Genomic DNA, 16,455 nt, shown 5'->3' with positions numbered 1-16,455 from the left:
CCCGCCTTCCGCCGTCACGGCGGAGGGAATCCATGTCGCATCTCATTGAAATGTCTGGAATATCCAAGGCATTCGGCGGCAGTGTCGCACTTCGGGATGTGTCGCTGGCGCTTGCGCCTGGCACCGTGCACGCCCTGATGGGCGAGAACGGCGCCGGCAAGTCGACGCTGATGAAGATCCTTGCCGGCGTGCATCAGCCGGACAGCGGCGAGATCCGCCGTGCGGGCCGCCCCGTCGCCTTCGCCAATCCGCGCGCCGCGCTGGAAGCCGGCATATCGACGGTGTTCCAGGAGCTGTCGCTGCTGCCCAACATGACGATCGCGGAAAACATGTTCCTCGGTCGCGAGCCGGTTGGCCGTCTTGGCGGCATCGACCGGCGGCGCATGCGGCAGGAGACGAAGGGCGCGCTCGCCCGCCTCGGCCTGACGCTCGATCCGGACATGCTGGTCTCCGAACTGTCCATCGCCGAGCGGCAGTTCGTCGAGATCGCCCACGGCATCGATGCGGATGCCGACGTCTTCATCCTCGACGAGCCGACCGCCGCGCTCAACGCCGCCGACGTCGAGATCCTCAACCGGCATATCCGCGCGCTGCGCGATGCCGGCAAGGCCATCGTCTACATCTCCCATCGCATGGACGAGATCTTTGCGATCTGCGACGTGGTCACGGTGCTGAAGGACGGCCAGCGCGTCGGCACGAAGCCGCTCGCCGAGATGACGCCGGCCTCGTTGATCGCGATGATGGTCGGGCGCGAGCTGCAGGACCTCTTCCCGGAACGGGGCGAAGGAACAGGCGTGGCGGCGCTCTCGGTTTCCGGGCTGCGGCTCGATGCGGCGGCGCGGCCGTTTTCGTTTACGGTCGAAAAGGGCGAGATCGTCGGCTTCGCCGGGCTGGAAGGGCAGGGCCAGCAGAAGGCGCTGCGGGCACTGGTCGGGCAATTCGCGCCCGTTGAAGGCGTGGTGTCCCGGCGCGGCAAAACCATCCGCCTGCCCGTGGCGAAGGAAAGCGGCATGCGGCATTGGCAGGCGCTCGGCGGGGCGTTCGTGCCCGAGGATCGCAAGGATGAGGGACTGTTCCTCGGCCATTCCGTCGGCCAGAACATCGTCGCGGCGCTGCATGCCGGCCGGCCGGCGCTGAAGGCAGCCAGGCGCTACGGCACCGTCATCGCCGAGACGATGCGCCGGCTGAACATCAAGGCCTCGGGTCCATCCGCCCCTGTCGGCGCGCTTTCCGGCGGCAACCAGCAGAAGGTGTTGCTGAGCCGCTACCTCGCCACCGATGCCGACCTCCTCCTGATCGAGGAGCCGACGCGCGGCGTCGATGTCGGCGCCAAGGCGGAAATCTACCGGATCCTGCGCGATTTCGCCGAGGCGGGCGGCGCCGTGCTCGTGCTCTCGCGCGAGACGGTCGAGCTCATCGGCCTCTGCGACCGCCTCTACGTGATCCACGGCAATACCATCGTGTCGGAAATGCGGGCCAGCGATGCGACCGAGCACGGCATTCTCGACGCGGCCCTCAGCGCATGACGGACTGGACCGCCCGATGAACCCTTCTTCTTCCTCCCTCTTCGGAAAACTGCTGGCGGGCCGCGGCAGCCGGCAGGGCCTCTGGCTGCTGCCGCTCGTCATCGCGCTTGCCATGGCGCTCTGGCTTGCGGCGGCCACCAGCCAGTTCGGCCAGTGGAGCAACCTTGCCAATCTCGTCGCGCAGGGCATGCCGCTGCTCATCACTGCGGTCGGGCAGATGTTCGTCGTGCTCGTCGGCGGGCTGGACCTGTCCATCGGTTCCGTCGTCAGCTTCACCACGGCGATCCTCGCGCTCGACCTGCCGGGCGTCATCACCCTTCCCGGCGTCTTCCTGCTTGCCGCGCTGATCGGCGCGACCAACGGCTACTGCGTCACCCGGCTCAACGTGCACCCGATCGTTGCGACGCTGTCCATGCAATATGTCGTGCTCGGCATCACCCGCGTGCTGCGCCCGGTCTCGGGCGGCGCAGTGCCGGATGGCGTGCGCTGGATGGTCGAGGGAACGTTTCTCGGCCTTCCGCTGCCGGTCTTCTGGGGCATCGTCACGATCCTTCTCGCCTGGAAGCTGCTTTACGGCTCGCGCTACGGCCTGCATCTCTTCGCCATCGGCGGCGGCGTTGCCTCGGGCTCGAGCGATGCTGCACGCAACTTCGGCATTCCCGCCAGCCGCAACATCCTTCTCGCCTATGTGATCTGCTCGCTCTTTGCCGCTCTTGCCGGCGTGTTCCTTGCCGGGCGCATCGTCTCGGGGGATCCGAATGTCGGCCTGCTGATGGAGCTCGACGCCATCACGGCGGTCGCGATCGGCGGCACGCAGCTTTCCGGCGGCGTCGGCAGCCTGCATGGCACCATCATCGGCGTTGCGGTGCTCGCGCTGCTCTCCAACGGCATGAACCTGCTCAACGTTACCCCCTTCGTCCAGACGGCGGTCAAGGGCGTCCTGCTCCTGGCGGTCGTCGCGCTCCAGTCGCGCAAGAAGATCGGACTGTGACCATGTCGGCTTTCGTCAGCTCGCCTCTCTTCCGGCGGATTTCCAGGGTCCCGCCATCCTATTACCTGCTCGCCGCGCTGCTCGTCATCCTCTTCGTCGCGCGCCCGCAGATGCTCAACGCCAATGTACTCGGCGTCTTCGTGCGCCAGGTCGTGCCGCTCGGCATCCTCGTGCTCGGCCAGCTTCTGGTGATGCGGGTGAAGTCGATCGACCTGTCGGGTGGCGGCATCATCCTTCTCATCAACTATTGCATCTCGTCCGGCATCTTTCCCGGCGCCTCGCTCGGTTTCTACGTCGCGCTCGCGCTGGCGACCGGCCTTGCCATCGGCCTCTTCAACGGCCTGATGGTGGCCAAGCGTCGCGTTTCGGCGGTCATCGTCACGCTGGCGCTCTCCATCGTGCTCGTCGGCTTCGTGCAATACCTTTCGAGCGGCAAGCCGCCGGGCGACGTGCCGAAAATCTTCGGTGAGCTGTTCAATACCCGTTTCATTGGCCTGCCGAGCCCGGTTCTCTTCTGGATCGCGCTCACCGCGCTGATGGCGCTGCTGCTGTCGCAGACCGTCTTCGGCCGTTTCGTCGCCGCCGTCGGGGAAAGCATGCCGGCCGCGCATTTCTCCGGCGTGCCGGTGGAGCGCACGGTGATCCTTGCCCACACGCTCGCCGGCCTCATGGCCGCGCTTGCCGCGCTCGTCCAGACGGCCTCCATCGCCGTCGGCAGCGTGCGCGTCGGGCTCGACCTGCCGATTCTCTCGGTCGCCGCGACCATTCTCGGCGGTGTCGTCTTCGGGCGGGGCGAGGGCGGCGTCTGGGGGCCGTTCTTCGGCGTGCTCTGCTTCGCCTTCCTCTTCGTCGTCATGACGATGTTCGGCGTGGGCGACGCCGGCAAGCTCGTCGCCCAGGGCCTGATCATCCTGCTCGCGGCCATTTTCTACGGCCTTCGCGCCGGCAAGTGACAACAACCGACAGCCATTCAAGGAGGACGTCAATGGCGGACAAGCGCTCAATCCTGTGCTTTGGAGACTCGCTGACATGGGGCTGGATCCCGGTGAAGGAATCCGCACCGACCCTGCGCTATCCCTATGAGCAACGCTGGACCGGGGCCATGGCCGCAAGGCTCGGCACGGGCTACCATATCATCGAGGAAGGCCTCAGCGCCCGCACCACCAGCCTCGACGATCCGAACGACACGCGGCTCAACGGCAGTGCCTATCTTCCGGCCGCGCTCGCCAGCCACCTGCCGCTCGATCTCGTCATCATCATGCTGGGCACGAACGACACGAAGTCCTATTTCCACCGTACGCCCTACGAGATCGCCAACGGCATGGGCAAGCTCGTCGGCCAGGTGCTGACCTCGGCCGGCGGCGTCGGCACGCCCTATCCGGCGCCGCGGGTGCTCGTCGTCGCCCCGCCGCCGCTGGCGCCGATGCCCGACCCTTGGTTCGAGGGCATGTTCGGCGGCGGCTACGAGAAGTCGAAGCAGCTGGCCGGCCTCTACAAGGCACTTGCCGATTTCATGAAGGTCGAGTTCCTGGCCGCCGGCGACCACGTCGCCACCGATGGCGTCGACGGCATTCATTTCTCGGCGGAAACCAATATCAAGCTCGGGCACGCCATCGCGGACAAGGTCGCGGCGTTGTTCTGAGCAAGGCCACTCCGGCTCCTCCCCGGCCGGAGTGGCACCTTCCCAGGCCTCGCTCCTGTCGAACGTCGGCAGGCCGGCTGCTGTTGCGCCGCATCATGTCATTTGAGTGCTTGCCGCTGCCCTTCCCGGTGGATTTCCTCGCACAGGCAATTCCACCGGTCCGGCCGGGCGGCTAAGGTGCCGCTGCCATTGCCAGGGGACTGCACATGCGGAGAGCGGCCGAATGACGACAATCACAGTGGACGCGGTCCTCGATCGTGCCGGCGCCGGGGCCTATCAGCGGCGGCTTCTGGCGATCTTCGGCCTGGTCTGGACGGCCGATGCGATGCAGGTGCTCGCGGTCGGTTTTACGGCGGCATCGATCGCCGCCACGTTCGGCCTCACGGTTCCGCAAGCCTTGCAGACCGGCACGCTCTTCTTCCTCGGCATGCTCGTCGGCGCCGCCGGTTTCGGCAGGCTTGCGGACCGCATAGGCCGGCGACGGGTTCTGATCGTCACGGTCGCCTGCGATGCGCTCTTCGGCACGCTGTCGGTCTTCGCGCCGGATTTCACCATCCTGCTCGTGCTGCGGTTCCTCACCGGCGTGGCCGTGGGCGGTACGCTGCCCGTCGACTATGCGATGATGGCGGAGTTCCTGCCGGCCAGGAATCGCGGCCGCTGGCTGGTCATGCTCGAAGGGTTCTGGGCCGTCGGTACGCTCATCGTCGCGCTTGTCGCCTGGGCCGTCAGCCTTGCCGGCATCGCGGACGGCTGGCGCTACATCTTCGCGGCGACAGCGCTTCCGGCGCTCATCGGCATCGGCTTGCGCTTCCTGGTGCCGGAATCCCCCCTCTACCTCTTGCGCCTCGGGAAGACGCAGGAGGCGAAGGCCGTCCTCGACAGGATCCTCGTTGCCAATGGCAAGGCGCCGCTGGCGGCGGATGTGCCCTTGGTCTCGCCGCCCGTCGTCGGTAAACCCGGCATCTTCGGCGCCGATCTGCGCCAGCGCAGCCTGATGATCCTGGCGATCTGGTTTCTCGTCTCCGTCTCCTATTACGGTGTCTTCACCTGGCTGCCGCCGAGGCTGGCGGGGGAGGGCTTCGGCTTCGTCCGGGGATACGGCTTCCTCGTTTTCCTCGCGCTGGCCCAGATACCCGGCTATGCGCTGGCCGCCTACGGCGTGGAGACATGGGGACGCCGGCCGACGCTGACGGGCTTCTGCCTGCTGTCGGCGCTGGGATGCCTGCTGTTCGTCGTCGCCGGAACGGGGATGCTGATCGGTGCGTCCCTGTTGCTCATGAGCTTCGCCCTGCTCGGCACCTGGGGCGCGCTCTATGCCTTTACCCCGGAGCTCTATCCCACGGCATCGCGGGCGACAGGCATGGGCACGGCAGGCGCCGTGGCCCGGCTCGGCGGCTTGCTGGCGCCGTCCTTGACGGGGCTTGTCGTGGAGCAGAGTTTCGGCCTTGCCATCGGCATCTTTGCCGGCCTTCTCGTCGCCGCCGCGGTCGCGGCCTTCCTGATCGATGCGGAGACGCGGCAGGCATCGCTGGCCTGAGCCGGCCCCAATCCGGCGAAATCCTGCGGCAGAGGCGGGGAGCGGCAAAGCGCTGCCTGCTCCGCCTCGGCGCGGCACAGCCGGCGTCGCGCTACAGCAAACCCTTGTGCTGCCGGGGCGCATCATGCCATTAGGACGTCTTCCTGCGGAGACTGGTACATGATCAAGAACACAATGGCCGGACGACCATGGAAGAGCCTGGTGTTTGTTGCATCCCTTTTCCTGTGGACATCGGCACATGCAACGCCCGTGCTCGTCGTGGATGCCGACAATCATCGGGTGCTGCATGCGGAGGATGCCGGGGTGCCCTGGTATCCCGCCTCGACGACCAAACTTATGACGGCGCTCGTCGTGTTCGAAGCGATCCGCGCCGGCGAGGTGACCCTGACGACACCCGTCACCATGACCCGCAACGCAACGAAGCAGGCCTTTCTGGAATCCGGCCTCACCCTCGGTCGGACGATGACGCTCGAAGACGCGCTCTTTGCCATGATCACCGCTTCGGCAAACGATGTCGCCGTGGCGCTGGCGGAGGCGGTGGCCTCCGATGAGGCCTCCTTCGTTCGACGCATGAACGAGACGGCGGCGCGCATCGGGCTCACCGGCACGCATTTTTCCAATCCGAACGGCCTGTTCGACCGGAAGAACTATACGACGGCGCGCGATCTTGCTGTTCTCGGCATGGAAGTGGACCGGCTGTTCCCGGAATATCGCCGCTTCTTTCTGGCGTCGGCCGTCACGATCGACGGCAAGGAGATCAAGTCGAACAACCTGCTCTTGACCCGCTTCAGCGGCACCATCGGAATGAAGACCGGCTTCCTGTGCGCATCCGGGCGGAATTTCGTCGGACTGGCGACGCGCAATGGAAAACGCGTGATGGTGGTCGTTCTGGGCGCGACGACCGAACGGGAACGCAACGAACGGTCGGCGCAATACCTGACGGAGGCCTTCGATGGCCGCCTGTCTTCCGATGCGGGACTTCTGGAAGACCTTAAGAACCGGACCGATGTCGCGCCGCAGGACATGCGCATCCTTCTCTGCACCGACAAGAGCGCAGCCTACGAGGCGAGCCGGAACGCGCTCTATCCGATGGGCCTGCCGGGTCACGAGACCTATCTGCAGGACGAGGTGCCGGGGCAGGTCCGCGTGATCAGCACCTGGGCCGTGGACAATGCGGACGACGTGCCGATACCCACGCGCCGTCCTTCCTGACCGCTGCAACGAACCGCTTGGCGGCGCCCGCCCTCCAAGGGGCGGCCCTTCATGAGGATGCGGCCTCGTGTTGCCGGGCGATGTGGCCTGCCAGATGGTCTGCATCGTGCCAGACGCCCCAGATGAAGGACGAGGCGCGGCGTGATAGCCAGGGCAGGCCGAGGAAATAGAGGCCCGGCACCTTGGAGACGCCGCGCTCGTGCACCGGCCGTCCCTTCTCGTCGAAGGCGTCGATCTTCATCCAGCCGTAATCGACCGCATAGCCGGTCGCCCACAGGATCGTCGTGACGCTGGCCTCGCGGAGGTCCAGCGTGAGCAGCGGATCGGTCACGCAGGCCGGGTCGGGCTCCAGGATGCGCGCGGCGGGCTCTTCCGGCAGGTCGAGGCCGTTGCGGGCGGCATAGTCGTCGGCGAGGTCGAGCAGGGAGAGGTAGTTGGCGTCGCCGAGCGCGATGTTCCGGGCGAGATCCGGCGCGAATGTCATCACGCCGTTCCGGAAGGCCTCGGCGCGGCCGACGAGCGTCATGCCGCGCGTCGCGAGCCGGCGGAAGTCGACCGTCTGCCCGCCATAGGCGCCGCTGACCGCGATCGTGACATGTTCCGTATTGGGGGCGGGAACCTTGAGGTCCCAGATGCCGAGCGCGCCCAGCCACCAGCAGAAGTCGCGCCCGCGATAGCGCCGCGGCGGGCGGTCGTGCGGGCCGACGGAGAGATAGACGCGCCGGCCCGCGCGCAGCAGCTCGTCTGCGATCTGCGTGCCGGACGAACCGGCGCCGATCACCAGCACCGCGCCTTCGGGCAACTGGCCCGGATTGCGGTACGTGTTGGAATGCATCTGCCGGATGCCCGCCTCGGCCGGCACGACGGCCGGGATGACCGGGCGCTGGAAGGCGCCGGTGGCGGAGACCACGCGTCTCGCCTCGATCACACCGTCGGACGTCTCGGCGCGAAAGGCGTCGCCCTCCTTGCGCAGGACCCTGACCTCGACGCCGCAGCGGATGGGCGCCTTGATCTTCTCGGCATAGGTGACGAAGTAGTCGGCCACCTGTTCCTTGGAGGCGAAGGCGTCGCCGTCGAGCCCTTCGAAGGTCATGCCGGGGAAGCGGTCGTGCCAGGCGGGGCCGTTGGCGACGAGGGAGTCCCAGCGGGCGCTGCGCCAGCTTTCGGCAATCCTGCCTTTTTCGATCACGAGATGGGGCACGCCGCGTTTGCCGAGATGCTCGCTCATCGCGACGCCGGCCTGGCCGGCACCGATGACGAGCGTGTCCACTTTTTCCACTGGCATGCCGCTTTCCTCTTCCCTTGCCGAAGCGTCGACCTTGCAGCCGACCCATGCGGATTTGTGTAGTGGAAGGCGAAAGAGGCGGACATGAGCGTTTGGTTCAGCGCTGGTTAGGCGGCCGCTAAGCTCGCCTTTGGATCATGATTTATGTATACAATTACTCTCTGCTTTCATTGAATAAAACCGGAGATTTGTGAGCGAGCTGGGTCTCCTCAACACCCTTGGGCTCGTGAGGCGTGCAATCTTCAGCAGAAGATTTTCGGAGAACGAGTCGCTCCTTACAAAAAAGTGGCCTCGGATTGGAGGCGCCAGGATAGGGCTTCATATCATATCGTGCACGCTTAACATTTGAAAAATAATAAAAAATCCAAGGACCCTGGATGGTGGCGTCGAGCCGGGAGCGGCTGGCTGCTTCTTTTCCGGGGCTCGTCTCGAAGTGGAAGCGGAAAGGTAATTCTGGCCATCCCAGGCATAATCGCATGCATGATTGTTGCAAATATTTGCATACAATATTGACAGATGTGATAGCTTGTAGGACGCTTGGTCAAATGGCCAAGAGGAAAGCATGACCCAGGTGCCCCCATCCCCGGCGGTTTCGATCCGGACGGTTTCCAAGAGCTTCGGCAAGGGAATCTATGCCTTTCGCGTGCTCGATGATGTCTCGCTCGACATAGGACGGCGCGAGTTCTTCACGCTGCTCGGGCCGTCCGGCTGCGGCAAGACCACGCTGCTGCGGCTGATCGCCGGTTTCGAGACGGCCGATAGCGGCGCCATCGCCATCGAGGGCGAGGACGTCACGGCAAAGCCGCCGTTTCACCGTCCCGTCAACACCGTGTTCCAGAGCTATGCGCTGTTCCCGCACCTGACGGTGGAGCAGAACGTCGCCTTCGCGCTCGAGGAGCAGGGCATGGCACGCGATGCGATCCGCAGGCGCGTCGGCGAGGCGCTGGAGATGATGCGCATGGGCGCCTTCGCCAGGCGTCGCCCGGCCGAGCTGTCCGGCGGCCAGCAGCAGCGCGTGGCGCTTGCCCGCGCACTGGCGCCGCGGCCGCGTGTGCTCCTCTTGGACGAGCCGCTTTCGGCGCTCGACCTGAAGCTGCGCAAGGAAATGCAGATCGAGTTGAAGATGCTGCAGGAGGAGGCGGGCATCACCTTCCTCTTCGTCACGCACGACCAGGAGGAGGCGCTTACGCTCTCCGATCGCGTCGCCGTCATGCAGTCCGGCAGAATCCTCCAGATGGGGCCGCCGCGCGAGATCTACGAGGCGCCGACCCACCGTTTCGTCGCCGACTTCATCGGCGACATCAACCTGCTCGATGGCGAGGCGCTGCCGGGCGGCGGCGTTCGCCTCGATAGCGGCACCGTGCTGCCGGCCGCTCATGCTGCGTCCGGCCGGGTGACGGTCGCCATCCGCCCCGAGCGGGCGCGGCTGGTGCCGGCCGGCACGGGGGCGCTGGAGGCGACGCTCGTCCATTCCGCCTATCTCGGCACCGCCATGCTGCACAAGCTCGAGCTGCCCGGCGGCGGCACCTTCCTGCTGCGCCAGTCCGATCCCGCCGAGGCCGCGCCGGAAGCGGGACGCCGCGTCGGCCTTTCGCTGCCCGGCGAGGCGCTGCGGGTGCTCGCGCAATGAGCGTCGCCTTTCGCCGTCTCTGCCTCCTGTCGCCGGCCCTTCTTGTCATCCTGCTTTTGGTCGGCGTGCCGCTGTGCCTCATGGCCTGGGTCTCGCTGCTCGACAAGGGCGGCAGTGCCGGGGTCGACTGGTCGTCCGCTCCCTCGGCGGCGAACTATGTGCGCCTCGTCTGGGAGGAGGATTTCGACGGAACGATGATCCTCAACACCGGCTATCTGGTGATCTTCCTGCGGTCGGTGGCGCTCGCCGCCGTCACCACCGTGCTCAGCCTTGCGCTCGGCCTGCCGGTGGCACTGTGGATGGCGAGCCTTTCGCGCACCGGGCGCGACGTCATGCTGCTGCTGATCACCATTCCGTTCTGGACGAACCTTCTGGTGCGCAACTACGCCTGGCTGATCATCCTGCGCGAGGACGGCTGGGTCTCGCAATTCGTCAACATGCTCTCGCCTTGGCCGGTGCAGCTGCTCTACAACGACGCGGCGGTGGCGATCGGGCTCACCTATTCCTTCCTGCCCTTCACCATCCTGCCGCTCTACACGGTGTTCGAGAAGTTCGACTGGCGCCTGCTGGAGGCCGCGCACGATCTCGGCGCGACGCGCCGGCGGGCGCTGCGCCGGGTCGTGCTGCCGATCGCCACGCCCGGTATCGTGGCGGGCGCGCTGCTCGTCTTCATTCCCTGCCTCGGCGCCTTCGTGACGCCGGCGCTGCTCGGCGGCGGCAAGACGCTGATGCTCGGAAACATCATCCAGATGCAGTTCGGCGCCTCGCGCAACTGGCCCTTCGGGGCGACGCTCGCGGTCGTGCTGCTCGCCATCATGCTCGTCGTGATGACCGCCATGGCGCTCTGGCGCAACAGGAGGACCGCATGAGCCCGCGGCGTTTCCCCTTCACGCGCGAAACCGCGCTGCTCGTGCTGGCCTATCTCTACGTGCCGGTCGTGGTGTTGATCGTCTATTCGTTCAATGCCAATCGCACGGCGACGGTCTGGACCCATGCCTCGGTGGACTGGTACGGCCGCATCCTCGTCAATCCCTCGATCCAGGCGGCGGCCTGGAACTCGCTGGTCATCGCGGTCTGCGCCGCCACGGCCGCGACCGTCCTCGCGCTGCTGGCGGCGCTTGCGACCCGCCGCGCCTTTCTCGGCCGCGGCGCCTCGGAGGCGGTGCTCAACATGCCGCTGATCCTGCCGGAGATCGTGGTGGCGGTCGCCACGCTCATCCTCTTCGTCTCGCTCGGCGTGAAGCTCGGGCTCGGCGCGATGGTAGCGGCTCACACCGCCTTCTGCATCCCCTTCGCCTACCTGCCGATCCGCGCGCGGCTGGAGGGCATCAGCGGCACCTACGAGGAGGCGGCGCACGACCTTTACGCCAATCGCGTCCGCACCTTCCGCCGGGTGACGATGCCGCTGCTCTGGCCCGGTGTCATGGCCGGCTTCACGCTCGCCTTCGTCACCAGCCTCGACGACTTCCTGACCTCGTTCTTTCTCGCCGGCCCCGGCATGACGACGCTGCCCGTCTACATCTTCTCCGCCATCCGCGCGGGTATCTCGCCGGAGATCAACGCGATCTCGGCGGTCATGCTGGTCGTCTCGGTCCTGCTCGTGTCGCTTTCGTTTTTCCTCGGCCGCCTGCGCCGATAACCTGGAGGAGCCCCGCAATGTCCCTGAAATCCTGCCTCGGCGCGGCCTTTGCCGCCGTCGCCCTTCTTGCGTCGCCCGCGGGCGCGCAGGATGCGGAAAAGACGCTCTATTTCTACAACTGGACCGACTACTACCCGGTCGAGCTTCTGGCGAAGTTCGAGAAGGAGACGGGCATCAAGGTCATCCTCGACGGCTATGACAGCAACGACACGCTGCTCGCCAAGCTGCAGTCGGGCGGTGCCTCCTACGATGTGATCGTGCCCAGCGACTATGTCATCCCCGGCCTCGTCAAGGACGGGCTGCTCATGAAGATCGACACGCATGCCATGTCGAACTACGCCCATATGAAGGATGCCTTCAAGAACCCGGAATTCGACCCCAGGCACGAATATTCCGCGCCCTATCTGTGGGGCGTCACCGGCCTTGCCTATGACAGCGCCCAGGTGCCGGGCGGCACACTGGAGCCGAGCTGGAAGGAGTATTTCGAGCCGCGGCCGGAGCTCGCCGGCAAGATCGCCGCGCTCGACACCGCAAGCGACGAGATCCTCGCCGCCTCGCTCTATCTCGGCATTCCGCAGTGCACGGAGAGCAACGAGGATGCCGCCCGCATCCTGGCGCTGCTGCAGGCGCAGAAGGAGAAGCTGAAGCTCTACAGCTCCGACAGCACCGTCGACCGCATGGCCTCGGGCGAGGTGGCGATGCACCATCTGTGGAACGGCGCCACGGCGCGGGCCACCGCCCAGCGCGATACGATCCGCTTCCTCTATCCGAAGGAGGGGACGCCGATGTTCCGTGACAATTTCGCGGTTCCCGCCAATGCGCCCCATCCGGAAAACGCGAAGATCTTCATCAACTGGATGATGGCGCCGGAAAACGCCGCGGCCGTCTCCAACGCCATCGCCTATGCCAATGCCATGAAGTCCGACGAGTTCCTGAGCGACCAGTGGCGCAAGATGGATGCCATCAACATGCCCGAGGACTTCGCCTCGCGCCTCGTGGCCACGCAGGATTGCAACGGCAAGGCCCGCGAGCTGCGCGACCGCATCTGGACGCGCCTGAAGGGTTGACGCTGCAGAGACCGCGCGGCCCTTCGCGGGCCGCGCCGGTGCGACTTCAGGCGTAACGCGCGACGGCGAGGTCGGTGGCGTCGATCTCCGGCTTCCGGCCGGAAACGAGGTCGGCGATGACGCGGGCCGAGCCGGAGCTCATCGTCCAGCCGAGCGTGCCGTGGCCGGTGTTGAGGAAGAGGCCGGCGACCTTGGTCGGGCCGATGACGGGCGTGCCGTCCGGCGTCATCGGGCGAAGACCGGACCAGAAGCTCGCCTTCGACACGTCGCCGCCGGGGAAGAGATCGGTGACGGAGTGCTGCAGCGTCAGGCGGCGGGGCTCGCCGAGATCGTTGGTATAGCCGGAGATCTCGGCCATGCCGCCGACGCGGATGCGGTCGCCGAGGCGGGTGATGGCGATCTTGAAGGTCTCGTCCATCACGGTCGATTCCGGTGCGCGCGCGGCATCGGTGATCGGGATCGTCAGCGAATAGCCCTTGACCGGATAGACCGGCAGGCGGATGCCGTGCGGGCGAACGAGGAGCGGCGAGAAACTGCCGAGCGCGACGACCACGGCATCGGCCGCGAGCACTCCGTGGGCGGTGACGACGCCGCGGACACGGCCGCCGTCCACGTCGAGCCCCCGGATGATGCTGCCATAGTTGAAGGTGACGCCGAGTGCCGCGGCCTTCGCCGCCAGCGCATTGGCGAACTTGAAGCAGTCGCCGGTCTCATCCTTCGGCGTCAAGAGACCGCCGACGATCTTTTCGCGCACATGTTTCAGCGCGGGTTCGACGCGGATGCAGCCCTCGGGGTCGAGCACTTCATAGGGAATGCCGTCGGCAGCGAGCGCCTTGACGTCCTTGGCCGAGGCGTCGAGCTGGGCCTCGGTGCGGAAGAGCTGCAGCGTGCCCTGCATGCGCTCGTCATAGGAAATGCCCGTCTCCGCGCGCAGCGCGGCGAGCGAGATGCGGCTGTAGTCGGCAAGGCGCAGCATGCGGCTCTTGTTGAGGGCATAGCGGGCCGAGGTGCAGTTGCGCAGCATCTGCGTCATCCAGGACAGCATGGCCATGTCGACCTTGGGGCGCAGGATCAGCGGCGCATGCTGCATGAACAGCCACTTCATCGCCTTCATCGGAATGCCGGGCGCGGCCCAGGGCGAGCAATAGCCGAAGGAGACCTCGCCGGCATTGGCAAAGCTCGTCTCGAGCGCCGGGCCGGGCTGGCGGTCGACGACCGTGACCTCGTGGCCGGCGCGGGCAAGCTGGTAGGCCGAGGTGACGCCGACGATGCCGGCGCCGAGAACGATGACTTTCATGATGTCCTCATTGGGGAAGAAGAAGGCTCAGCGGTACTGCCGCCGGTAGCGTTGGCCGAGGCCGGTCAGGATTTCGTAGGCAATGGTGCCCGCATCGCGCGCCACGTCCTCAAGGTTCTGATTGGGGCCGAGGATCTCGACACGGCTGCCGAGCGTGAGGCGGCCCTCCGGCAGGGCGGAGATGTCGATCGTGATGCTGTCCATCGAAACGCGCCCGACGATGGGCAGTCGCACGCCGTCGCAATAGGCGGCGCCCCGGCCCGAGAGGCTGCGGGGCAGGCCGTCGGCATAGCCCGCGGCGATGGTGGCAAGGCGCGCCGGACCGGCCGTGACATGGCTGGCGCCGTAGCCGACGCGCGTGCCGGAGGGCACGCAACGGGTCTGCACCACGGCGACGTCGAGGCTGACGACCGGCTCCATCGGGTTCGCCCGGCCGGCGGTTGGCGCGCCGCCATAGAGCGCGATGCCGGGGCGGGCGAGCACGCCGTGATAGGCCTTGCCGAGAAAGATGCCGCCCGAATTGGCAAAGCAGACGTCGAGGCCGGGAAATTCCGCCGCAACGCGCTCCATCTCGGTGCGCTGGTCTTCGTTCTGTTCGCTCTGCGCATCGTCGGCGGAGGCGAGGTGGCTCATCAGGAACAGGACGTCGATTCCGCTGGCGCTGACGAGGCCGGCAAGCGCCGCGCGCTCTTCCGGCGGCACGCCGAGGCGCGACATGCCGGTGTCGAATTGCAGTACCGCCGGCAGCGTGCGGCCGAGGGCCTTCGCCATGCCGCTCCACGCGTGCCACTGTTCCAGCGAATTGGCGACCGGCACGATGTTTTCGCGGGCACAGGCGTTTTCGTTTCCGGGCTGCAGGCCGTTCAGCACGAAGACCGCGGCGTCGGCCGCCAGAAGCGGGCGCAGGCGAAGCGCCTCGACGAACTGCGCGACGAAGAAGTGGCGGCAGCCATGGGCGTAGAGTTTCTCGGCCACCCGGCCGGCGCCGAGCCCGTAGGCATCGGCCTTGACGACGGCAGCGGCGCGCGCCGGGGCGACCTCGGCGGCGAGCTTTTCATAGTTGCGGGCGAGCGCCCCGAGATCGATGCGGAGATAACCCGATGCACCGTCGATCACGGTCGTTCCGCCGGTCCTGTCCCGTAGTATGCCGCCGTCCATCCCAAGCCCCCTCAGTTGCGCGAAGCCTAGTGAAACGATCGTGAAATTGCCGAGGAAACAGCGATTGATTGTTGCGTCAAAGCATGATTTTTGAACGAAACGACGACGATTTGGAATGATCTGCCATGGCCGCCCTCGACGCGATCGACCGCAACATCCTCCGGCTCCTGCGGCTTGATGCGCGCATGAGCAATGCCAGCCTTGCGGCCGATGTCGGCCTCTCCCCGTCCGCCTGCCTTCGCCGGATCAAGCTGATGGAGCAGGCGGGCGTCATTCGCGGCTACACGGCGCTGGTGGACACGTCGAATGTCGAGGCGAGCATCGCCGTCATCATCAACATCACGCTGGAGCGGCAGACGGAGGATCATCTCGATCGCTTCGAGGCTGCGGTGCGCAAGCATCCGGAAATCCGCGAATGCTTCCTGATGACGGGCGGTTCGGACTACCTGCTGCGCGTCGAGGTGGCCAATGCGGGCGAATTCGAGCGCATCCACAAGGAAATCCTCTCGGCCATGCCGGGTGTCTCGCGCATCCATTCGAGCTTCGCGATCCGCAACGTGCTGGCGACGCGGCCGCGGGGGCGGCGGTAGGCGGAACCCCGGGCGTCAGGTCCGGCCGCCGTAGTATTTCTCCGCGATGCCGCGGGCGGCGGCGGCGGCCTTGCGGCCGATCTCATGCATGCGGGCCATGTCGGCGCGCGCGGTCGGCGCCGCCACCGCCAGCGCGCCCATCGGCCGCCCGCCGGGCGTGAGGATCGGCGCTGCGGCGCTGATGACGCCGATCTCGAAGCCCTGCTGGCTGATCGAATAGCCCCGCTCCACCGTTTCGCGCAGGAGCGTGCGCACGGCGTCCGCATCCGTCGCCGTATGGGCGGAAAAGCGCTCTAGCGGCCGCGCCAGCGCACGGTCGATCTCGCCGGGCGGTAGGAAGGCGAGATAGGCGAGCCCCGATGCGGTGGCATGGAAGGGCAGCACGGCCCCGGGATCGACGATCACGCGGTGCGCCTGCGCGGAATCCTCCACATGGATGGTGGAGAGCCGCCCGCCGGAAAATTCCGACAGGTGCACCGTCTCGCCGGCCTCTTCCGCCAGCGCCTTGACGAAGGGGGCGGCCACGGCGACGAAGGGGAAACGCGCCTGGCGCAGGCGCGCCAGGCGGACGGGTGCCGCGCCGAGACGGTAGCGGCGCGTCTCCTCGTCCTGTTCCACGAAGCCGTGTCTTTCCAGCTCCACCAGAAAGCGCCGCGCCGTCGCCTTGTCGAGCGCGGAAAGCCGCGCGAGGTCGCTGAGGCCGATATCCTTGTCGAGTTCGGAAATCAGGTCGAGGAGGGAAAGGGCCTTTCCGATGGTGCTCATGCTGCGCTCCGCGGCGTTGTGTCTGTCATCCCGCAAGGGTCAGTTCCTGCTGCCTGCCATTCCTGTTTCCGCACGCTCGACCAATCGAGATACTTAACATGAGAAATAACTTGACG

General features: G+C 66.6%; 15 protein-coding genes. 11 read left to right on the top strand and 4 right to left on the bottom strand.

The genetic code is table 11. The features are described 5' to 3' along the window. Positions 1-32: 32 nt before the first annotated feature. From AABF56_RS28025 to AABF56_RS28000, 6 genes are all read left to right on the top strand, one after another. A complete protein-coding gene (locus tag AABF56_RS28025) occupies positions 33-1,526 on the top strand; it encodes a sugar ABC transporter ATP-binding protein (RefSeq protein ID WP_272808342.1) in 1,494 nt (497 codons plus the stop codon). A 16-nt stretch (positions 1,527-1,542) separates the two neighbouring features. Continuing rightward, on the top strand, positions 1,543-2,517 hold the full coding sequence (locus tag AABF56_RS28020; RefSeq protein WP_272808341.1) for an ABC transporter permease: 975 nt from the start codon (positions 1,543-1,545) through the stop codon (positions 2,515-2,517). A gap of 2 nt (positions 2,518-2,519) precedes the next feature. After that, complete coding sequence (locus AABF56_RS28015; RefSeq protein ID WP_272808340.1) at positions 2,520-3,470, top strand: ABC transporter permease; 951 nt, start codon at positions 2,520-2,522, stop codon at positions 3,468-3,470. Positions 3,471-3,502: 32 nt separating this feature from the next. Then, a complete protein-coding gene (locus AABF56_RS28010) occupies positions 3,503-4,159 on the top strand; it encodes an SGNH/GDSL hydrolase family protein (RefSeq protein ID WP_244770217.1) in 657 nt (218 codons plus the stop codon). Positions 4,160-4,382: 223 nt separating this feature from the next. Then, complete coding sequence (locus tag AABF56_RS28005; protein ID WP_272808339.1) at positions 4,383-5,696, top strand: MFS transporter; 1,314 nt, start codon at positions 4,383-4,385, stop codon at positions 5,694-5,696. 159 nt (positions 5,697-5,855) lie between these two features. Next, a complete protein-coding gene (locus AABF56_RS28000; protein ID WP_272808338.1) occupies positions 5,856-6,908 on the top strand; it encodes a D-alanyl-D-alanine carboxypeptidase family protein in 1,053 nt (350 codons plus the stop codon). Positions 6,909-6,957: 49 nt separating this feature from the next. Here the strand turns inward: AABF56_RS28000 and AABF56_RS27995 are convergent, their stop codons facing one another. Further along, positions 6,958-8,193: a flavin-containing monooxygenase gene (locus AABF56_RS27995; RefSeq protein ID WP_272808337.1), complete on the bottom strand. Its 1,236-nt coding sequence runs from the start codon at positions 8,191-8,193 to the stop codon at positions 6,958-6,960. Positions 8,194-8,755: 562 nt separating this feature from the next. Between AABF56_RS27995 and AABF56_RS27990 the strand changes: the two genes are divergently transcribed. From AABF56_RS27990 to AABF56_RS27975, 4 genes are read left to right on the top strand one after another with little or no spacing between them, the layout of a single operon-like run. Then, the gene (locus tag AABF56_RS27990) at positions 8,756-9,823 is read left to right on the top strand and encodes an ABC transporter ATP-binding protein (RefSeq protein WP_272808336.1); all 1,068 of its coding nucleotides are present in this window, start codon (positions 8,756-8,758) and stop codon (positions 9,821-9,823) included. Beyond that, entirely contained in the window at positions 9,820-10,692 is an 873-nt protein-coding gene (locus tag AABF56_RS27985; protein WP_272808335.1) for an ABC transporter permease, read from the top strand. Before AABF56_RS27990 ends, AABF56_RS27985 begins: the two co-directional genes overlap by 4 nt. Then, complete coding sequence (locus AABF56_RS27980; RefSeq protein ID WP_272808334.1) at positions 10,689-11,462, top strand: ABC transporter permease; 774 nt, start codon at positions 10,689-10,691, stop codon at positions 11,460-11,462. Before AABF56_RS27985 ends, AABF56_RS27980 begins: the two co-directional genes overlap by 4 nt. Before the next feature lie 17 nt (positions 11,463-11,479). After that, positions 11,480-12,529 (top strand): extracellular solute-binding protein, encoded by a 1,050-nt coding sequence (locus tag AABF56_RS27975; protein ID WP_272808333.1) that lies wholly within the window; start codon positions 11,480-11,482, stop codon positions 12,527-12,529. Between the two features lie 46 nt (positions 12,530-12,575). On the opposite strand, the gene AABF56_RS27970 is transcribed toward AABF56_RS27975, so the two are convergent. Then, positions 12,576-13,826 (bottom strand): D-amino acid dehydrogenase, encoded by a 1,251-nt coding sequence (locus AABF56_RS27970; protein ID WP_272808332.1) that lies wholly within the window; start codon positions 13,824-13,826, stop codon positions 12,576-12,578. 27 nt (positions 13,827-13,853) lie between these two features. Next, entirely contained in the window at positions 13,854-14,984 is a 1,131-nt protein-coding gene (gene alr, locus AABF56_RS27965; RefSeq protein ID WP_272808331.1) for an alanine racemase, read from the bottom strand. A 125-nt stretch (positions 14,985-15,109) separates the two neighbouring features. Here alr and AABF56_RS27960 point away from each other — a divergent pair, with 125 nt between their 5' ends. Then, positions 15,110-15,574, top strand: a complete 465-nt coding sequence (locus tag AABF56_RS27960) for an Lrp/AsnC family transcriptional regulator (RefSeq protein WP_064333838.1) — start codon at positions 15,110-15,112, stop codon at positions 15,572-15,574. A 15-nt stretch (positions 15,575-15,589) separates the two neighbouring features. On the opposite strand, the gene AABF56_RS27955 is transcribed toward AABF56_RS27960, so the two are convergent. Then, on the bottom strand, positions 15,590-16,339 hold the full coding sequence (locus tag AABF56_RS27955) for an IclR family transcriptional regulator (protein ID WP_064334037.1): 750 nt from the start codon (positions 16,337-16,339) through the stop codon (positions 15,590-15,592). Between the last annotated feature and the right edge of the window lie 116 nt (positions 16,340-16,455).

The sequence above is a fragment of the Shinella sp. WSC3-e genome, from assembly GCF_945994535.1.
GTDB lineage: Bacteria > Pseudomonadota > Alphaproteobacteria > Rhizobiales > Rhizobiaceae > Shinella > Shinella yambaruensis.
This window is presented reverse-complemented; position numbering and strand designations above follow the sequence as displayed.